Consider the following 15,227-nt stretch of genomic DNA (forward strand, 5'->3'; position numbering starts at 1 on the left):
GAGTATGTTGCACCCGGATATTTCTGCCTTTCTCGATATGGTTGACGACGGCCGCCAGGCCGGACGTCCGGCGCTTCATGAGCTGAGCGTCGCGCAGGCGCGGGAAGAGTTCGAAGCCTCTTCGCAGGCGCTCAAGGCCAGTGCGCCGCTGATGCCGGTCGAGAGTTTGCTGTTGCCTGGGCGGCAAGGGCATGAATTGCCAGCGCGTCTGTACCAACCGGTATCCGACGCGTCGGCACTCAGGCCGGTATTGCTGTATCTGCATGGGGGCGGTTACACGGTGGGCAGTCTGGATTCTCACGACGGTCTGTGCCGTTCGCTGGCCCAGGCCTGTGGCTGTGCGGTGCTTGCACTGGGTTACCGGCTGGCGCCTCAAGCGCCATTCCCGGCAGCGCTGGATGACACCCGCGACGCCTGGGACTGGCTGCAAAAGAATGCCGCGTCTTACGGCCTCGACGTGCAGCGCATTGCTGTCGCCGGTGACAGTGCCGGGGCCACTCTAGCCAGTGTGCTGGCCGCCCAATTGGCCAGCGAGGGTGGGCCGCAGCCGCGAGCGCAGTTGCTGTTCTACCCGGCAACTGACGCAACCCGGCGTAGCGAATCTCAAGAGCTGTTTGCGGAAGGTTATTTGCTGGAAACCGCCAGCCTGGACTGGTTCTATCACCACTACGCAGCGGATCTGGCACAGCGTCATGACTGGCGTTGTTCACCGCTGTATGCGGCTGATGCATTGCGCGGCAGTGCGCCTGCCTTGCTGTATGCCGCGGAATACGACCCGCTGCTGGACGAGGGCCTGGCCTATGCCGAGGCGTTACGTGAACAGGGCGTCTCGGTGCACGCGCAGCTGTGTCATGGCATGACCCATGACTTTTTGAGGATGGGCGGGCTGGTGTCCGATGTGGACAGCTACTTCCGGCAAGCGGCGCAGTTTCTCTCGCGTCACTGGTAAATATCGAGTGAAGCCTGAACAGGGCTCTGTTCAGGCTTCACCACGATTGGCAGCGCAACCGATCAGCGCCGCTGGCGGTGCATGAGCCAGAGGAAGTACGGGCAACCGATAAAGGCTGCCAGCAACCCTGCAGAAACCGGCCATGGGTAAGCGATATTACGTCCCAGCCAGTCGGCTACGAGCATGATCAGGCCGCCGATGATTGCACTCAGCAAGATCTGCGGCGCAGTACGGTGCACGCCGAGCTGGCGGGCGATGTGGGGCGCGATCAAACCAACGAAGCTCAGCGGGCCGACGATCAGCGTGGCGGTCGCGGTCAACACTGCTGCCACGCCCAGAATCGCCAGGTGGCTGAGACGCAATGGCAAGCCGAGGGCTGAGGCCGTGCCGCCACCCAGGGTCAGCAAGTCCAGCGGCCGCGAAAGCAACAGGCTGACCAGCAGCATGACGCCAGCGATCACCAGCGCCGTCAGCGCGGCCGGACCGTCGACGTGATAGGTCGAACCGGTCATCCAGCTCAACAGCAAGGTCATGCGCGGGTCTCCGCTGGCCATCAGCAGCGTGCTCAATGCCCCCATCAGCGTGGTCAGGCAGACCCCGGTCAGTAACAGGCGCTCCGGGCTCAAGGCGCTGCGCCAGTTGAACCAGAACAGTGCGCCGAGTGTGAGCAGGGTACCGGCGCAGGCTGCTGGCACCATCAAAGCCTGTGGCTGTGGCACCAACAGGAACAGCACCATCACCCCCAACGCTGCACCGGAGCTGGCACCCAGTACTTCCGGGCTGGCCATCGGGTTGCCGGTCAGGCGCTGGATCAGCAAACCAGCCACCGCCAACATGACTCCCGCGCTGAGCGAACCCATTACCCGTGGCAATCGCCATTGCAACGCGCCGTCGAATTGCTCCGGGCCGCTCCAGTGCCAGCCGTGCAAGCCGATACCCAGGCTGATTGCCGGTATGACCAGCAACAAGAGCAGTACTGCACCGACGCTGATGTACCGGCCAGGGTTGTGAAGCCTGCGCCACGTGCTGCCCTGCTGCGCGACGATGCCGCCGTTGCGCTGACGCTTGAGAAGCCAAAGCAACAGCGGCACGCTAAACACGGCGGTGAGAATGCCGGCCGGCACTTCACCGACAAATCGTGAAAGCTCACGCGCGCACTGGTCCACCAGGCACAACAGCGCTGCGCCCATCAACGGTGCCCATATTAGCCTTTGGCGCAACGTGCGCGCGCCGCTGAGGCGGGCGATGGCTGGCGCTGCGAGGCCGACAAAACCGATGATGCCGACGGCACTGGTAACGAAGGCGCTGAGTGCCACGGCGACTACTAGCCCCAGGGTGCGCGTGGTCCGCAGCGAAACCCCAAGGCTGGCCGCGCTCTGGTCTTCAAGCCCCAGCACGGCCAGAGGCCTGGCGAGCAAACCGGCAATCAGTGCGGCGACGGCCAGACGAGGCGCCAGGTAAGTCACGCCTTCCCAGCCACTCTGGTTGAGTGAGCCGGCTTGCCAGAGCAGCAGGTCGACGAGGTAGTCATGGTTGAACAACACCAGCAGTGAATTGATGGCGTTGCAATACAGGCTGATCACCATGCCCGCGAGGATAAAGCGCAGCGAAGACATCGTGCGGCTCCAGGCGAAGGCGAACAGCGCCAGCGTGGCCAGCCCGGCACCGACCAGGGTCACTCCCTCCAGGCCATGCAGCAGCAGGGCAGGTGCAGCGATAGTGGCAATCGACAGGGCCAGATTGGCTCCGGCCGCCACGCCGAGCGTGACCGGCTCGGCAAGCGGGTTGCGCAGAATCTGCTGAAACAGCGTCCCCGCCAGCCCTAGCGCAGCCCCTACCATCAGGCTGACCAGCAGGCGTGGTGCGAAGCTGAAATGCAGCAGGACCTGACGGCCATCGTCCAGGTCTGGGGTCCACAGTGCCTGCCACCACAGCGCGCTGGGCAGCAGGGCCTGTAAGCCATGCACCGCGATCAGCATCGCCAGCAAGGTCAGCACCAGAACCCAGGGCAGAGGTCCCTGGAACAGCGCAGGGCGAGGGGCCGCCAGGCCGATAGCCGGTTCAAGCATGCTCTTGTTCTCCGCGATGGCTCAGGTACGTGCCGATCAATTCGGCCAGGTTGAGTGCCGAGGCAGCCGCGCCGTACGGGAAGAATTTGCCCAGCGCCAGGGTGTTGCCGCGTCGTACTGCGGGCAGGTTTTCCCACAGCGCGTTGGTCTGGCGCAGGCTCTGCAGGCGCGCCGACGTCGTCGGAATTTCGATGTACAGCAGGTGCGCGTCCGGGGTTTCGGCGAGTCGTTCGACGCCAATCAGGGAAATGCCCATGGCGCTGCTTGGGCCTTGCCAGGCATTGACGAGACCAAGCCGGTCGAGCACGTCCTGAATCATGCTGTTCTTGCCGTAGACCGTCGCATGGCGACCGTCCTGATTGAGCACTGCCACACAGATCGGCGGCTGAGGGCATTGCGCCAGTTGTGCGCGCAGTTGAGCGAGACGGGTTTCACCTGCCGCGATCCAGCTTGCGGCCTGTTGCTGGCGGTCGATACGGGCTGCCAGCCGGGTCATGAAGCCCGTGGCGCTGGTCCATACGCTAAGGGCGCTGGGGTAGACATCGACCACTTCGGTGGGCGCAATGCCCTGCAGCGAGCGGGCGATGGCAGGCGGCATTTGATCGCTGAGGATCAATTGCGGGGAGAGTTCTTTGATCAATTCAAGATTGGGTTCCCAGTAGGGACCCACGTCGAGGACTTCGGGAGGCAGTGGCGCAGTGGGCATGCGTCGGCTGTAATAACTGCCGTCGGAGATCGCCAGTGGCGTGACTCCCAGCGTCAACAGCGTTTCGGCGGCAGCCCAGTTGATGGCGATGATACGTTGCAGCGGGGCGGCGAAAAGGCTCATGGTGGGCAGACCGCTGGTCAGCGCAAGGCCGCCGACGGCAAATCGCTGTAGCAGGTGACGGCGGGTCAGAGGCATGTTCGTCCTCCTCGGTGGTAACGGCTCATCGTGATCCTCCAAAAACGACACCGGGCCCCTTGATTCAAGGAGCCCGGCTGAGGGTTCAGCAACGCACTGACAGATACTGTCTGCCCGACGCAGCATTGCGCGGCTCGGACAGACGCATACCTGTGAAAGATCAGGCGTTGATCACCATTTGTATTTCACGCTGGTCAGCAAGGTGCGGCGCATGCCCGGGTAGCACTCGTACGAGTCATCGCAAGTGGCTGAGTATTTCTCGTCCAGCAGGTTTTGTGCATTGAGCGAGACAGTCACGCTCTTGTTGAGCGGGTAGCTCGCGCTCGCGTCGAACAGGGTGTAGTTGTCGATGTGGAAGGTGTTGGCGTTATCGCCGTAGAGCACGCCGGTATAACGTGCGCCGCCACCCAGGCTGAGGCCATTGAGGATCGTGTCGTGGAAGGTGTAGTTCAGCCAGGCTGAAGCCATGTGCTTGGGCACGTTGGCCGGACGATTACCCTCGTCGCCACGGTTGCTCTTGGTGATCTCGGCCTTGGTGTAGGTGTAGGACGCAATCAGGTCCCAGTTCTGGTCAAGTTTGGCCTTGACCTCGGCTTCGATACCGCGCGACTGCTGTTCGCCATTGGCGACCGAGAAAGCGGTATTGCCCGGATCCTGGGTCAGTACGTTGGTCTTGGTCAGGTCGTAGGCTGCCAGGGTCATCAGGATCGCGTCGGTAGGCTGGTATTTGACACCCGCTTCCCACTGGTGCGCTTCGCTCGAATCAAAGGCGTTACCGCTGCTGTCCAGGCCAGTATTAGGCGCAAAGGACTCGGAATAGCTGACGTACGGCGCCATGCCGAACTCGGTCAGGTAGGTCAGGCCCAGACGGCCAGTGAAGGCATTGTCTTTCTGGTTCGTCGGGTCAGCGACGTGGTTGTCAAGGTCATTGCGCACATAGTCGTAGCGACCGCCTGCTGTCAGGATCCAGTGATCGTCGAACTTGATCTGGTCCTGAATGTAGCCACCGATCTGCTCGATGGTCTGGTCATAGTCGATCGAGCCGATGCTGTTGGCCTTGGTTGGGCGGGTCACCGGCTGGCCGTAGATCGGGTTGTAGACGTTCAGGTCCGGGCCGCGCACGCGCCAGCGAGTGACGTCGGCGTCCTGCCAGGTGTAATCCACGCCGGTCAGCAGCTTGTGCGTGAACGGGCCGGTCTGGAAGTCAGCCTGCAACTGGTTGTCCAGCGCAAAAGTGTTCATGTGCTGATCAAAACGGTCTGCGCCACGAATGGTGTTTCCGGTGCTGGTATCAACACTGAACGGCAGCAGGTTCTGGAAGATCACGTCTACCTGACCATAGCGGGCGTTCTGGCGGAATTCCCAGGTGTCGTCGAAACGATGACGGAACTCATAACCGAAGCTGTACTGATCCTGATTCAGGTGGTTGAAGCTGTGATCACCCATCAGCGTATCGGTGGTGTGCCCGTTTGGCGTGCTGTAAGCAAACAGCGAGCCGCCGTTACGGTCACGCAGGAAGTCGCTGAGGAACGTCAGGCTGGTGTCTTCGTCCGGTGCCCAGGTGAAGGATGGCGCGATGTACAGGCGGTCGTCTTTGACTTCGTGGCCATCGTCGTAGTCCACCTGCGTGTTGGAGTCCCGTACCGAACCGACGACGCGATAGAGGAAGTGTTGCTGATCGTCCAGTGCGCCACCGAGGTCGAACTGGCCTTGTCGGCGGTCATAGTTGCCGACTGAAAGCTGTACTTCGTTGACATGGTTGACTTCGGGTTTCTTGCTGACGCGGTTGATGATGCCGCCAGCGTCACCCTGGCCGAACAGAGTCGAAGAGGGGCCTTTTACCACGTCGATACGGTCAAACGCATAAGGTTCGCTGCGGAAGAACGCATAGCTGTTGTTCTGCTGACGCAGGCCATTGAGGTAGTCGCTGGTGGACTGACCGTTGAAGCCGCGAATGTACAGCCAGTCGAAACCTTTCGGATCCAGACCATAAGCTTCGACTTTGACGCCCGGGACGTAACGCAACGCATCCGTGACGGTTTGCGCGCCCTGGTCTTCCATCTGCTTGCGGGTGACCACGGAGATGGACTGCGGGATCTCGATCAGCGGCGTATTGGTCTTGCTGGCGCTGTTGCTGGTTTTCGGAACGTAGCTCTCGTAACCCTCTGGCACCGCCGCGCGACCGGAAATGATCTGGTCGGGCATGGTCAGTGGGCCGCTGGTTGGTGCCGCTGCAAGCAAGGTGACCCGGCTGCCTTCTATCTGATACTGGATGCCCGTCCCACGGAGCAGCGAGTTCAGTGCTTGCGTTGGTTCAATTTCGCCGTGCAGCTCGGGGCTGCGCAGGTTCTGCAATTGATCCGGGTTGAACACGATCTGCAAGTCAGACTGTGTGCCGAGACTGATCAGCGCCGAACCCAGAGGTTGTGCCGGAATATCGATGCGCACCGGCGCGGCAATTGCGTTGGTGGCGGTCAGCGCCAGACCCAGGGCGGCGCTGCTGATCAACATTGCCAGATGGCTGGTCGGGTGTTTGAGGGTTGGGGTCTTGCTTTTACCAATCAAATTTTGCGCTCCTGAATACTGGTTTTTAATAAAACTTTTTTAGTTTTTTTAGTTTTTTGTGTTGGCGATGACAGACAGCTTTTTTACAACTACGGCGCCACTGTAATCAGGGGCGCCGTGACGGATCAGGTGAGTGCGACGTCGGGGCTGGTTGACGAGGTGTCCTTGTTCTTGCGCTGGACCTCGACGATTTTTCCCGCGCTCATCCGCAGTAATCGGTCGGCGACATCGAAGTAGCGATCGTCGTGAGAAATCACGATCAAGGTCTTGCCCTGGGCGCGCAGCTCCGGCAGCAACTCGGTGTAGAAAATGCGCCGGAACTCAGGGTCCTGGTCTGCGGCCCATTCATCGAACACCAGCACCGGGCGCTTCTCGAGCCAGGCTTGAACCAAAGCCAGACGTTTGCGCTGCCCGGTGGACAGGTCGGTGGTGGAGTAGCTGTGGTCGTTCAGTGAGACCTTGTGGGCAATTTCCAGCCGTTCCAGATAGCGGTTGGCTTCGGCGGGGATTTCAGCGCTGTCCTTGAGCAGGTCTTCGAACAGGAAGTAGTCGGCAAAAATAGTCGTGAACAGCTGGCGATAGTCGTCGCGGTTGCTGTCGTCGACAGGTTTGCCATCAATCAATACCTGGCCGCTCTGTGGCACATAAAGGCCCAATAGCAATTTGATCATGCTGGTTTTACCGCAGCCGTTTTCGCCCGCAATAAACAGAATCTCACCGCGCTGGATGGTCAGGTTGAGCGGACCGACACCAAAACCAGTGCTGCCGTCTTCGGTAGGGTAGTGGTAGCTCAGGTCACGCAGTTCGATCTGCTCAATGTCCAGGGTCTTGCGCTCATCGTCGCGCAACAGCAGGTTGGGCTCCGGAGAAGAGAAGCGAATCGACAGCTCGGCAATGCGCCGGAAAGCCACTTGGGCACGACTGACGATGGGCAGGTTGCCGACCAGATGCTCGAGCGGACCTTTCATGTACAGCAACACCAGAATAAAGCCGCTGAGGGTGGCTCTATCGGTGCTCGGCCAGATTGACTCATAGGCCAGAGCCAAGCCTATGACGATGAAGAACAGGGTGGAGCCGAAGCCTTTGGCGACCACAAACAGGTTGATCGAACGAACCTGGATATCGCAGATGCGATCAATGGTGCCTTGCAGGCGCTCGTTGTAGTGCTGGAAGCGGCGCGGGCGGCTGATACGCAGCTCCTTGGCGCCTTCAGCCAGGGCACGGTAGTGCTTTTGCAGTTCGTCTTCTTCTTCGCGGGCCTGAAAGAACCCACGGATACCACGGCTGCGCACCAGAAACTGGATGGCGCTGCCAATGATGATGGCGACCGCCGTGGTGAGGAACATCGGCAGAGACAAGACCGCCAGGTAGCCCAGGCAGCTCAGGCAGACCGTCAGCGATACCGCCAGCGGTGCAAAGGCGAACACAAAGTCGCTGATGGTATCGATGTCGTGCGTCAGTACCGGGATCAGGCGATGACTGCGATAGCGCTCGATCTGCTCGATAGGGGCGGAGATGATCTTGCTGCCCAGCTCTTTACGTAACCGTGCAATGGAGTGCTGCCCGACATAGTTGGTGCCGATGTCAGAAATGATCGATCCCACCAGCGCCAGCACGCAGAGGCCGGCAAACCCTGCCAGCAAGCCTGATTGCATGCCACCTTCGGCATTCAGGCTGTGGTTGATGGTGGCAAGTAGCGCAGTGATGCTGGCGCCGCCGATGATGCCGAGGACCGTCGCCATCAGCAACTGTGGCCAGAACGGCCGCAGTAGCTTGAAAAGCTCACCAAGGGTGCTTTGTGGGGGAGTCTGCATCATTTTTTCCTAGGCTCTGCGGCCACCGTCGGGCACGCTGGAATTCAAGGGCTGATCGGTGCTTTGGCCCTGAGAGGCAAAGCCAATCCGAATCATTTTTGTTAAGACGAGTGAGCGAAGGAAAATTTAAGAAAAATTGCATACTGGCAATTAGCCTTTTTTGGTGCGGGATTCTTCGTCTGAGCCAGCCCTGTCATGAGCAGTCTCGCTGCTGCAAGAAAACAGCATTAATTCAAAGGCTTATGCTGTGTTTGATAAGCGGGGCAGCGGCGTCTTTGACTCCGCGCTGTTGCGCAGCCGGCACTGCCCTGACCGGGACCGAATTCATCCGGGAAGTCGGCATTTCCAGTGATAAAGCGAATCACTTTCCGATACTGCCTGCGAAGGGCGGGTCGACTGCGCTTTGGCTGAGCGCTCCACTTCTGCGTCCCGATACGCAAATGAGAAACATTACTAAAGTTTTTCTGAGCGCTCTCGTCACTACCTTTGAATGCACTTTTGAAAGCGCTTCTTCTGGCCGATGCGCAGGTGTTGGAAAAGGCAGGCTGCGCCGTGAAGGCGGAGTAACGCCACCCTCAGGGTGAGGACGATTTATTCCGGCCCGCGTCGTGCTCCACAGCTACCGTGAAACAGGACACTGGCATCATGACTCAGTTGATCTCACCGACCTACGACGTACTTGGCATTGGCTTTGGTCCGTCCAATCTGGCGCTGGCGATTGCTTTGCAGGAACAGGCTCTGCAGCAGGGGCGCAATTATCAGGCGCTGTTCCTCGACAAGCAGCACGACTACCGCTGGCATGGCAACACCCTCGTCACCCAGAGCGAGTTACAGATTTCCTACCTCAAGGATCTGGTCACCTTGCGTAACCCGACCAGCCCTTTCAGTTTCGTGAATTACCTGCACAAACACGACCGACTGATCGACTTCATAAACCTGGGCACACTTTATCCGTGCCGTATGGAATACAACGACTATCTGTGCTGGGTAGCCCGACAATTTTCCGAGCAGTGCGCCTATGGCGAAGAAGTTTCCCGCGTTGAGCCCGTGCAAGGTCCTGATGGCATAGAACTGCTCAAAGTGCTGTCCACCGATGTGCGGGGTCAGGAGCGTTTCCGTCTGACGCGCTCCGTGGTCGTCAGTACCGGTGGGACGCCGCGCATCCCGTCGGCGTTCAGTCATTTGCGTAACGACGCGCGCGTGTTCCACCACTCGCGCTACCTGGAAAGTATCGCCAAACAGCCATGCCTGAAGAACCCGTCGATGCGCATTGCGGTGATTGGCGGCGGGCAGAGTGCGGCCGAGGCGTTCATTGACCTTAATGACAGCTACCCGTCGGCGCAGGTCGACATGATTCTGCGTGCAGCGGTGCTAAAACCAGCGGATGACAGCCCTTTCGTCAACGAAATCTTCGCGCCGAGCTATACCGATCTGGTGTTCAACGAGCCGCAGGCAGAGCGTGAAAAGTTGATTCAGGAATACCACAACACCAACTATTCAGTGGTGGACCTCAACCTGATCGAGTCGATCTATTCGATTTTTTACCGCCAGAAAGTTGCCAATCAGCAGCGTCATGCGTTTCTTAGCCGGCGCACTGTCGAGTTGGCCGGTGCCGACAGCAATGGCATCGAACTGACCCTGCGCGACAGCGCCACCGGCGCGACCGAGCAACGCCGTTATGACGTGGTGATTCTGGCTACCGGTTATCAGCGCAGCTCCCATCGCGAGCTGCTCGCGCCGCTCAAGGATTACCTTGGCGACTATGAAGTGGGTCGCGATTACCGTTTGCAAACCGATCCGCGTTTGCGTGCGGGCATCTACATGCAGGGCTTCAGCCAGGACAGCCACGGCCTTAGTGACACGCTGCTGTCGGTGTTGCCGATGCGTGCTGCGGAAATCGCTGCGTCGATTTTCGAACAGCCACAGGGTGGCAAAAGCATCAATCGCGATACGACGAGCCGGGCGGCACAAAGTGCCTGAGCGACTGTAATTGCGGTGTGATTTACATCCGGACTAAATCCTCAGCGCCCCTGAGCGTTATACGAACCGGTGGCGCTGTTTTTCAATGCGCATTACTTCGCGGCCCGAGGTGGTTCTGCCATGTCCTGCAACTCTACCAACGGAACGTTGTTACTGCCCGACGGGCGCCGGCTGTTCGCCGATGCAGGCGAGCGCTTCCTTATGTTGCTGGTCGACGATAAGCCGCTGCTTGAAGTGGCGCGTGGCGGCGATGTCTGGCGGGTGCCGCATGATCGCGAGCCGTCACAGCTTGATTTCGCACTGTGGGCATTGGCCGCGCTGATGGTGCAGAGCCGCGAAGTGTTCTTCGAGCAATGCCGGTTATGTTGACGTTATTTCCCCCGGCCGTGATCACTCCCGACTCCAGGCAGCGCGGGGCACACGTATGATTGCTGCCCTTGCGCCGCTGTTCATGGGGCCGTTCGCAAGCTATCGCGACGTGCTGGTAACGCGTGATGACCCTCGGCCCTCGATTGCTTCCACGCGCCTGTTGCAGCCTGAGTATCTGGAGCCTGTGCTGCAGCGTTTTTCACCGGAACACGCGGGCCAGGACCGTCGCGCCCTGGCGTCACAATGGTCGAAGTATTATCTGGTCAAACTGATTCCACCGGTGGTGGCTGCTGCTCTGGTACTTGGCCGTCGCCTGCCGTTGGACTTTGCTGACGTCGAGGTGGTGCTTGATGCACAGGGCTTGCCTGAAGCCTTCAAACTGAAGGGCGACGGCGAGGTGTTCAGTAGCCCGCCGAGCGATCCGTTCCAACGTTTCAGTGACCTGATCGACGCCCATTTGCAGCCTTTTGTGCATGGCCTGGCCAGTGAGGTCAAGCTCTCACCCAAAGTGCTGTGGAGCAACGCCGGTAACTATTTCGAGTGGTTTATCGGTGAAATGGCGCGAGTGCCGCTGCCGCCGCATCTATTGGCGGATGGCAAGGCACTGTTGGAAACCGAATGGCGCCCTGACGGCTCACGCAATCCGCTGTTTTTACCGATTCGCTACGAACCCGTGTCCTGTGACCTGCGCGCCGACGGACGCTGGCGTCAACGGCGAGTCTGTTGCATTCGCTATCGTCTGGACACGCTGGCTCATTGTGATAACTGTCCTTTGATCGACGAGCCGCCGCCGGAAATGATCACCCTCTAGCCGCCCTTGGCGCTGCCGGGCGGTAAACTACCGCGCAGCGCTCAGTTGTTCACGTCAATCAGTCACCTCAATCGGTCAGATTGGGTAGCTGATCGGTGAGCCGTCGACAGGGTTGGGCAGCACGCCCATCGCAATGCCATAAATGTCTTGCAGGATTTCACTGCGCATCAGTTGGCCTGGACTGCCCTGGGCCAGCAAACGTCCACCGTGCAGTGCCAGCAGATGGTCGCAATAACGAGCTGCCATATTGACGTCATGCAAGACCACCAGCACCCCAAGGTTGAGTTCGCGGCTAAGGGTCTTGACCCTGCCGAGCACTTCCACCTGATGGGCGATGTCCAGTGCAGACGTCGGCTCGTCGAGCAGCAGGAAACGGCTGTTTTGCGACAGCAACATGGCCAGCCAGACCCGTTGGCGCTCGCCACCGGACAACTGGTCGACCATCCGTTCGGCAAAGGTGTCGGTGTCGGTCAATTCCAGCGCGCGATCAATGTGCATGTTGTCTTCGCGCGTCACGCGACCCAGCGCCCCATGCCAGGGGTAACGCCCAAAAGCGACCAGTTCGCGGACATTCAAGCTGTCGGTCTGCGGCAATTGTTGGGGCAGGTAAGCGACCTGACGGGCGAAATCGCGACTGTTCCAGCTGCTCAGCGGCTTGCCGTCCAGGCTGATCGTTCCTGAGGACGGTTGCAGCTGACGGGCCAACAGTTTGAGCAGGGTCGATTTGCCCGAGCCGTTGTGACCGATCAGGCCGATCATCTGGCCATGGGGCAGTTGCATGCTGAGGGGTTGGAGCAGAGTGCGCTCGGTGACGTTGAGGCTGACGTTTTCCAGATCGAACATTAAGTCACCCTGAGACCGATTGAATCGCGGGGGGAGGAGTATAGGTTTTAATGCTAATGAGAATCAATGTTGAAAATGGGAGTCGGGTATGCCGAGCGACAATGAGGCACCCAGTGGTGGGGCAAGGGCGTTTTGCTTACTTTTGGCTGGGCCGGCTTCCGGCTCCATCAAAAGTGAGGCGCTGAGGAAGCGCAACCAATATTAAGCCGTTACCCCAAAACGGATCTGTACACCAAAATGCACTATCCGAAGGTGAGGTCTCTGCCAGCCAGATTGTCGGCCAGACCTGAACCCCAACTGAACATCCCGTGCTCTTGCCAAGAAAACCTTTGGATACCTGAACTTATCTGCATTTTCTGCCTCTCATGCCGGTAGCCATTGATCGCGGCACCCTGATAAGCTCGCGGCTTTACTCGTTTGCCCTATTGGCGCATGAACAAGGAATCAGAATGAAACAGCATCGGTTGGCAGCGGCGATTGCCCTGGTCGGTCTGGTACTCGCAGGTTGTGATAAGCAAGCCAGCACTGTTGAGCTGAAAACCCCGGCACAAAAAGCGTCTTACGGCATTGGTCTGAACATGGGCAAAAGCCTGGCTCAGGAAGGCATGGATGACCTTGACTCCAAAGCAGTAGCCCTCGGTATCGAAGATGCCGTTGGCAAGAAAGACCAGAAACTGAAGGACGAAGAATTGGTTGAAGCCTTCGCAGCGCTGCAAAAGCGTGCCGAAGAGCGTATGGCCAAAATGAGTGAAGAGTCGGCAGCAGCCGGCAAGAAATTCCTCGAAGAAAACGGCAAGAAGGCAGGTGTAGTAACTACCGCTTCTGGCCTGCAGTACGAAATCGTCAAGAAAGCCGATGGCCCTCAGCCTAAGCCAACTGACGTAGTGACTGTTCACTACGAAGGCAAGCTGACTGATGGCAAGGTTTTCGACAGCTCTGTTGAGCGTGGCAGCCCGATTGATCTGCCGGTTAGCGGCGTGATCCCGGGTTGGGTCGAAGGTCTGCAACTGATGCACGTTGGCGAGAAGATCAAGCTCTACATCCCGAGCGATCTGGCCTACGGCGCACAGAGCCCAAGCCCGACAATCCCTGCCAACTCGGTTCTGGTTTTCGATCTGGAACTGCTGGGCATCAAGGACCCTGCTGCTGCAGGTGCACCTGACGCCGAAGAAGAGCCGGCGGCTCCCGCTTCCAAGTAAGCGACGCACCGGTTTGACCTCAACGCCCCGTTTCGACGGGGCGTTGTCGTTTCTGGTCGAACGGATTCGGATGAGCGCAGTCCGAGTAAGATGAACGGGCTGTAGAAGCCGAGTGCTTTGTCTGACGATCCAACATTTTTGTGACAGTGGCTGTGGGTAACTTCTGGGCAGGCTTAAGTCAACGATTTTTATAGCTTTTTTTATGTGACTAAAAAACGCCCGATTTGACTCCGGACCCCGTAAAACAAGGGTTGTGGCCAGAAAAAACGCCTCTGTTCACAAGGTTATCCACAAGATGTGTGGATAACCTTTTTGAGTATCAGGCACCGACTTTTGTAGGGACGGTGTTTATCGGCGACAAACGTCGTTCAACGGGAGTGGACATGAAAGCACCGTGGAATTTGCTTCGATATCTACCTATGGCGCGACGATTGATCGCTGCCGGACGCTTGTCGGCCTTGCTATTCGCCGTTGCACGCAAAGGCTCTGCTGAAGGCAGTCGCCTTGGCAAGATAAAAGATGACCTGCGTCTGCTGCAGGCTCTGTGTCTGGCGTACTGGCGCGGCGAGTATCGATCTATCAGCCCCAAAGCGCTCCTGTCCATCGTGGCAGGGCTGATGTACTTCCTGAGCCCACTGGACGCTATACCTGACTGGATCCCCGGGCTGGGCATGTTCGATGACATTGCCGTTCTGGCCTGGATCATGAAAAGTCTTGATGGCGAGTTGAATGCGTTCCGCGAGTGGCGTGCACGTCAATCACCGGAAAAGCTGATTGTGGTCGAGCGCCTGCCTGCCACTGCTGCTTTGCTTGAACAGGAAAAAGCCAAGGATTGACCGATCAGTCCTCTCAACCCGATCAGATGCTGGGGGGCACATTCGGGGTGGGCAAGTCGCCTATGACCGCTGTTAAACTGCGGCCATGGGAATAAACCTACTCGATGTGTGTAGTTGTCCTACATGGGGGTTGTATGGATTTGCAGGTTATTTCTCGCGATGGTGAGCCGGAGTACGCTGTTCTGCCGTGGGCTCAGTATCAAGCGTTGCTCAAGGCCGCCGGTATTTCCGGTCACTCGCAGGCTCAGCCAAATCCCGCCCCGGCCGTTTCTGTTGGCGAGGTTGCCGAACTGCCGGGTCTTGATCAGTTAGCGGTGTTACGTGCCGCCAAAGGGCTTGAAGTCGCGCAATTGGCGAGAACCGTCGGCATCAGCCCGTCGTATCTGGAAATGATCGAACGTGGCGAGCGTATACCTGACGCCGCGATTCTTCGCAGCCTGGCGTGGGAAATGGGTTTGACGGGCTGGCGAGGTGAGCAATGAGTGTGCGCATCAGCCGTCAGCATTGGGACGGGTTGCTGGCCGAGCTTGATCAAGCGCGCCGCCAGCGTCATCTGTTGACCTATCGTGCATTGCTGGAGCGCTTGCAGTTGCCAAGCCCGGCCATGCAGACCCTGACCGCTGCGCTGGAACACCTCGCGGCTATCGACGCCAAGGCCGAGCAGCCGTTGCGCAGTTCGCTGGTGATCAGCCAGGGCGCGAGCCGGTTGCCGCGTACCGGTTTCTTTGAGTGCGTTGAGCGTCTGGGGCGGTTTTCAGGGCCTTCGGATGGCGTTGCTGCCGCGTCGTGGCATGCTTCGGAAGTGGTTCGGGTGTTTGAGTTCAGTTATCCCGAGTAGCGATCTGGATTTGCCACGCTGGAATGAGATCCATCTGTGGGGAATTCTGT

The 15,227-nt window shown here is 59.0% G+C and carries 13 protein-coding genes; 8 read left to right on the forward strand and 5 right to left on the reverse strand.

Annotated features, from left to right (window positions below; translation table 11 throughout):
• Positions 1–4 precede the first annotated feature (4 nt).
• Positions 5–949, forward strand: coding sequence for an alpha/beta hydrolase (locus KDX30_RS04890; protein WP_099269555.1), 945 nt, complete (start codon positions 5–7; stop codon positions 947–949).
• 62 nt (positions 950–1,011) lie between these two features.
• Here KDX30_RS04890 and fhuB read toward each other — a convergent pair whose 3' ends face one another.
• The 4 genes from fhuB to KDX30_RS04910 form a co-directional block, all read right to left on the reverse strand.
• Entirely contained in the window at positions 1,012–3,018 is a 2,007-nt protein-coding gene (gene fhuB, locus KDX30_RS04895) for a Fe(3+)-hydroxamate ABC transporter permease FhuB (protein ID WP_231675158.1), read from the reverse strand.
• A complete protein-coding gene (locus KDX30_RS04900) occupies positions 3,011–3,922 on the reverse strand; it encodes an ABC transporter substrate-binding protein (RefSeq protein WP_231675159.1) in 912 nt (303 codons plus the stop codon). The genes fhuB and KDX30_RS04900 overlap by 8 nt, the downstream gene beginning before the upstream one ends.
• Before the next feature lie 171 nt (positions 3,923–4,093).
• A complete protein-coding gene (locus KDX30_RS04905) occupies positions 4,094–6,433 on the reverse strand; it encodes a TonB-dependent siderophore receptor (protein WP_231675173.1) in 2,340 nt (779 codons plus the stop codon).
• A 179-nt stretch (positions 6,434–6,612) separates the two neighbouring features.
• On the reverse strand, positions 6,613–8,301 hold the full coding sequence (locus tag KDX30_RS04910) for a cyclic peptide export ABC transporter (RefSeq protein ID WP_164581711.1): 1,689 nt from the start codon (positions 8,299–8,301) through the stop codon (positions 6,613–6,615).
• A gap of 645 nt (positions 8,302–8,946) precedes the next feature.
• On the opposite strand from KDX30_RS04910, the gene KDX30_RS04915 reads away from it, so the two are divergent.
• The 3 genes from KDX30_RS04915 (at position 8,947) to fhuF (ending at position 11,461) form a co-directional block, all read left to right on the forward strand.
• Positions 8,947–10,281 (forward strand): lysine N(6)-hydroxylase/L-ornithine N(5)-oxygenase family protein, encoded by a 1,335-nt coding sequence (locus KDX30_RS04915; protein WP_231675160.1) that lies wholly within the window; start codon positions 8,947–8,949, stop codon positions 10,279–10,281.
• A gap of 120 nt (positions 10,282–10,401) precedes the next feature.
• Positions 10,402–10,650, forward strand: coding sequence for a hypothetical protein (locus KDX30_RS04920; protein ID WP_231675161.1), 249 nt, complete (start codon positions 10,402–10,404; stop codon positions 10,648–10,650).
• 55 nt (positions 10,651–10,705) lie between these two features.
• Complete coding sequence (gene fhuF / locus KDX30_RS04925; RefSeq protein ID WP_231675162.1) at positions 10,706–11,461, forward strand: siderophore-iron reductase FhuF; 756 nt, start codon at positions 10,706–10,708, stop codon at positions 11,459–11,461.
• A 75-nt stretch (positions 11,462–11,536) separates the two neighbouring features.
• Here the strand turns inward: fhuF and KDX30_RS04930 are convergent, their stop codons facing one another.
• Complete coding sequence (locus KDX30_RS04930; protein ID WP_099269562.1) at positions 11,537–12,304, reverse strand: ATP-binding cassette domain-containing protein; 768 nt, start codon at positions 12,302–12,304, stop codon at positions 11,537–11,539.
• Between the two features lie 449 nt (positions 12,305–12,753).
• Here KDX30_RS04930 and KDX30_RS04935 point away from each other — a divergent pair, with 449 nt between their 5' ends.
• From KDX30_RS04935 to KDX30_RS04950, 4 genes are all read left to right on the forward strand, one after another.
• Positions 12,754–13,503 (forward strand): FKBP-type peptidyl-prolyl cis-trans isomerase, encoded by a 750-nt coding sequence (locus KDX30_RS04935; protein WP_087265420.1) that lies wholly within the window; start codon positions 12,754–12,756, stop codon positions 13,501–13,503.
• A gap of 383 nt (positions 13,504–13,886) precedes the next feature.
• Positions 13,887–14,339: a YkvA family protein gene (locus tag KDX30_RS04940; RefSeq protein ID WP_231675163.1), complete on the forward strand. Its 453-nt coding sequence runs from the start codon at positions 13,887–13,889 to the stop codon at positions 14,337–14,339.
• 134 nt (positions 14,340–14,473) lie between these two features.
• Complete coding sequence (locus tag KDX30_RS04945) at positions 14,474–14,821, forward strand: helix-turn-helix domain-containing protein (protein WP_099269563.1); 348 nt, start codon at positions 14,474–14,476, stop codon at positions 14,819–14,821.
• Positions 14,818–15,177, forward strand: coding sequence for a hypothetical protein (locus KDX30_RS04950; protein WP_027899633.1), 360 nt, complete (start codon positions 14,818–14,820; stop codon positions 15,175–15,177). The genes KDX30_RS04945 and KDX30_RS04950 overlap by 4 nt, the downstream gene beginning before the upstream one ends.
• The last annotated feature ends 50 nt before the right edge of the window (positions 15,178–15,227 follow it).

This window comes from Pseudomonas quasicaspiana, from assembly GCF_021147825.1.
Taxonomy (GTDB): Bacteria; Pseudomonadota; Gammaproteobacteria; order Pseudomonadales; family Pseudomonadaceae; genus Aquipseudomonas; species Aquipseudomonas quasicaspiana.

Coding starts and splice junctions, on each gene's coding strand:
- KDX30_RS04900 (WP_231675159.1), bottom strand. CDS start 3,922: ATGCCTCTGACCCGCCGTCACCTGCTACAGCGATTTGCCGTCGGCGGC.
- KDX30_RS04920 (WP_231675161.1), top strand. CDS start 10,402: ATGTCCTGCAACTCTACCAACGGAACGTTGTTACTGCCCGACGGGCGC.
- KDX30_RS04915 (WP_231675160.1), top strand. CDS start 8,947: ATGACTCAGTTGATCTCACCGACCTACGACGTACTTGGCATTGGCTTT.
- KDX30_RS04950 (WP_027899633.1), top strand. CDS start 14,818: ATGAGTGTGCGCATCAGCCGTCAGCATTGGGACGGGTTGCTGGCCGAG.
- fhuB (WP_231675158.1), bottom strand. CDS start 3,018: ATGCTTGAACCGGCTATCGGCCTGGCGGCCCCTCGCCCTGCGCTGTTC.
- KDX30_RS04890 (WP_099269555.1), top strand. CDS start 5: ATGTTGCACCCGGATATTTCTGCCTTTCTCGATATGGTTGACGACGGC.
- KDX30_RS04905 (WP_231675173.1), bottom strand. CDS start 6,433: ATGTTGATCAGCAGCGCCGCCCTGGGTCTGGCGCTGACCGCCACCAAC.
- KDX30_RS04945 (WP_099269563.1), top strand. CDS start 14,474: ATGGATTTGCAGGTTATTTCTCGCGATGGTGAGCCGGAGTACGCTGTT.
- KDX30_RS04940 (WP_231675163.1), top strand. CDS start 13,887: ATGAAAGCACCGTGGAATTTGCTTCGATATCTACCTATGGCGCGACGA.
- KDX30_RS04910 (WP_164581711.1), bottom strand. CDS start 8,301: ATGCAGACTCCCCCACAAAGCACCCTTGGTGAGCTTTTCAAGCTACTG.
- KDX30_RS04935 (WP_087265420.1), top strand. CDS start 12,754: ATGAAACAGCATCGGTTGGCAGCGGCGATTGCCCTGGTCGGTCTGGTA.
- fhuF (WP_231675162.1), top strand. CDS start 10,706: ATGATTGCTGCCCTTGCGCCGCTGTTCATGGGGCCGTTCGCAAGCTAT.
- KDX30_RS04930 (WP_099269562.1), bottom strand. CDS start 12,304: ATGTTCGATCTGGAAAACGTCAGCCTCAACGTCACCGAGCGCACTCTG.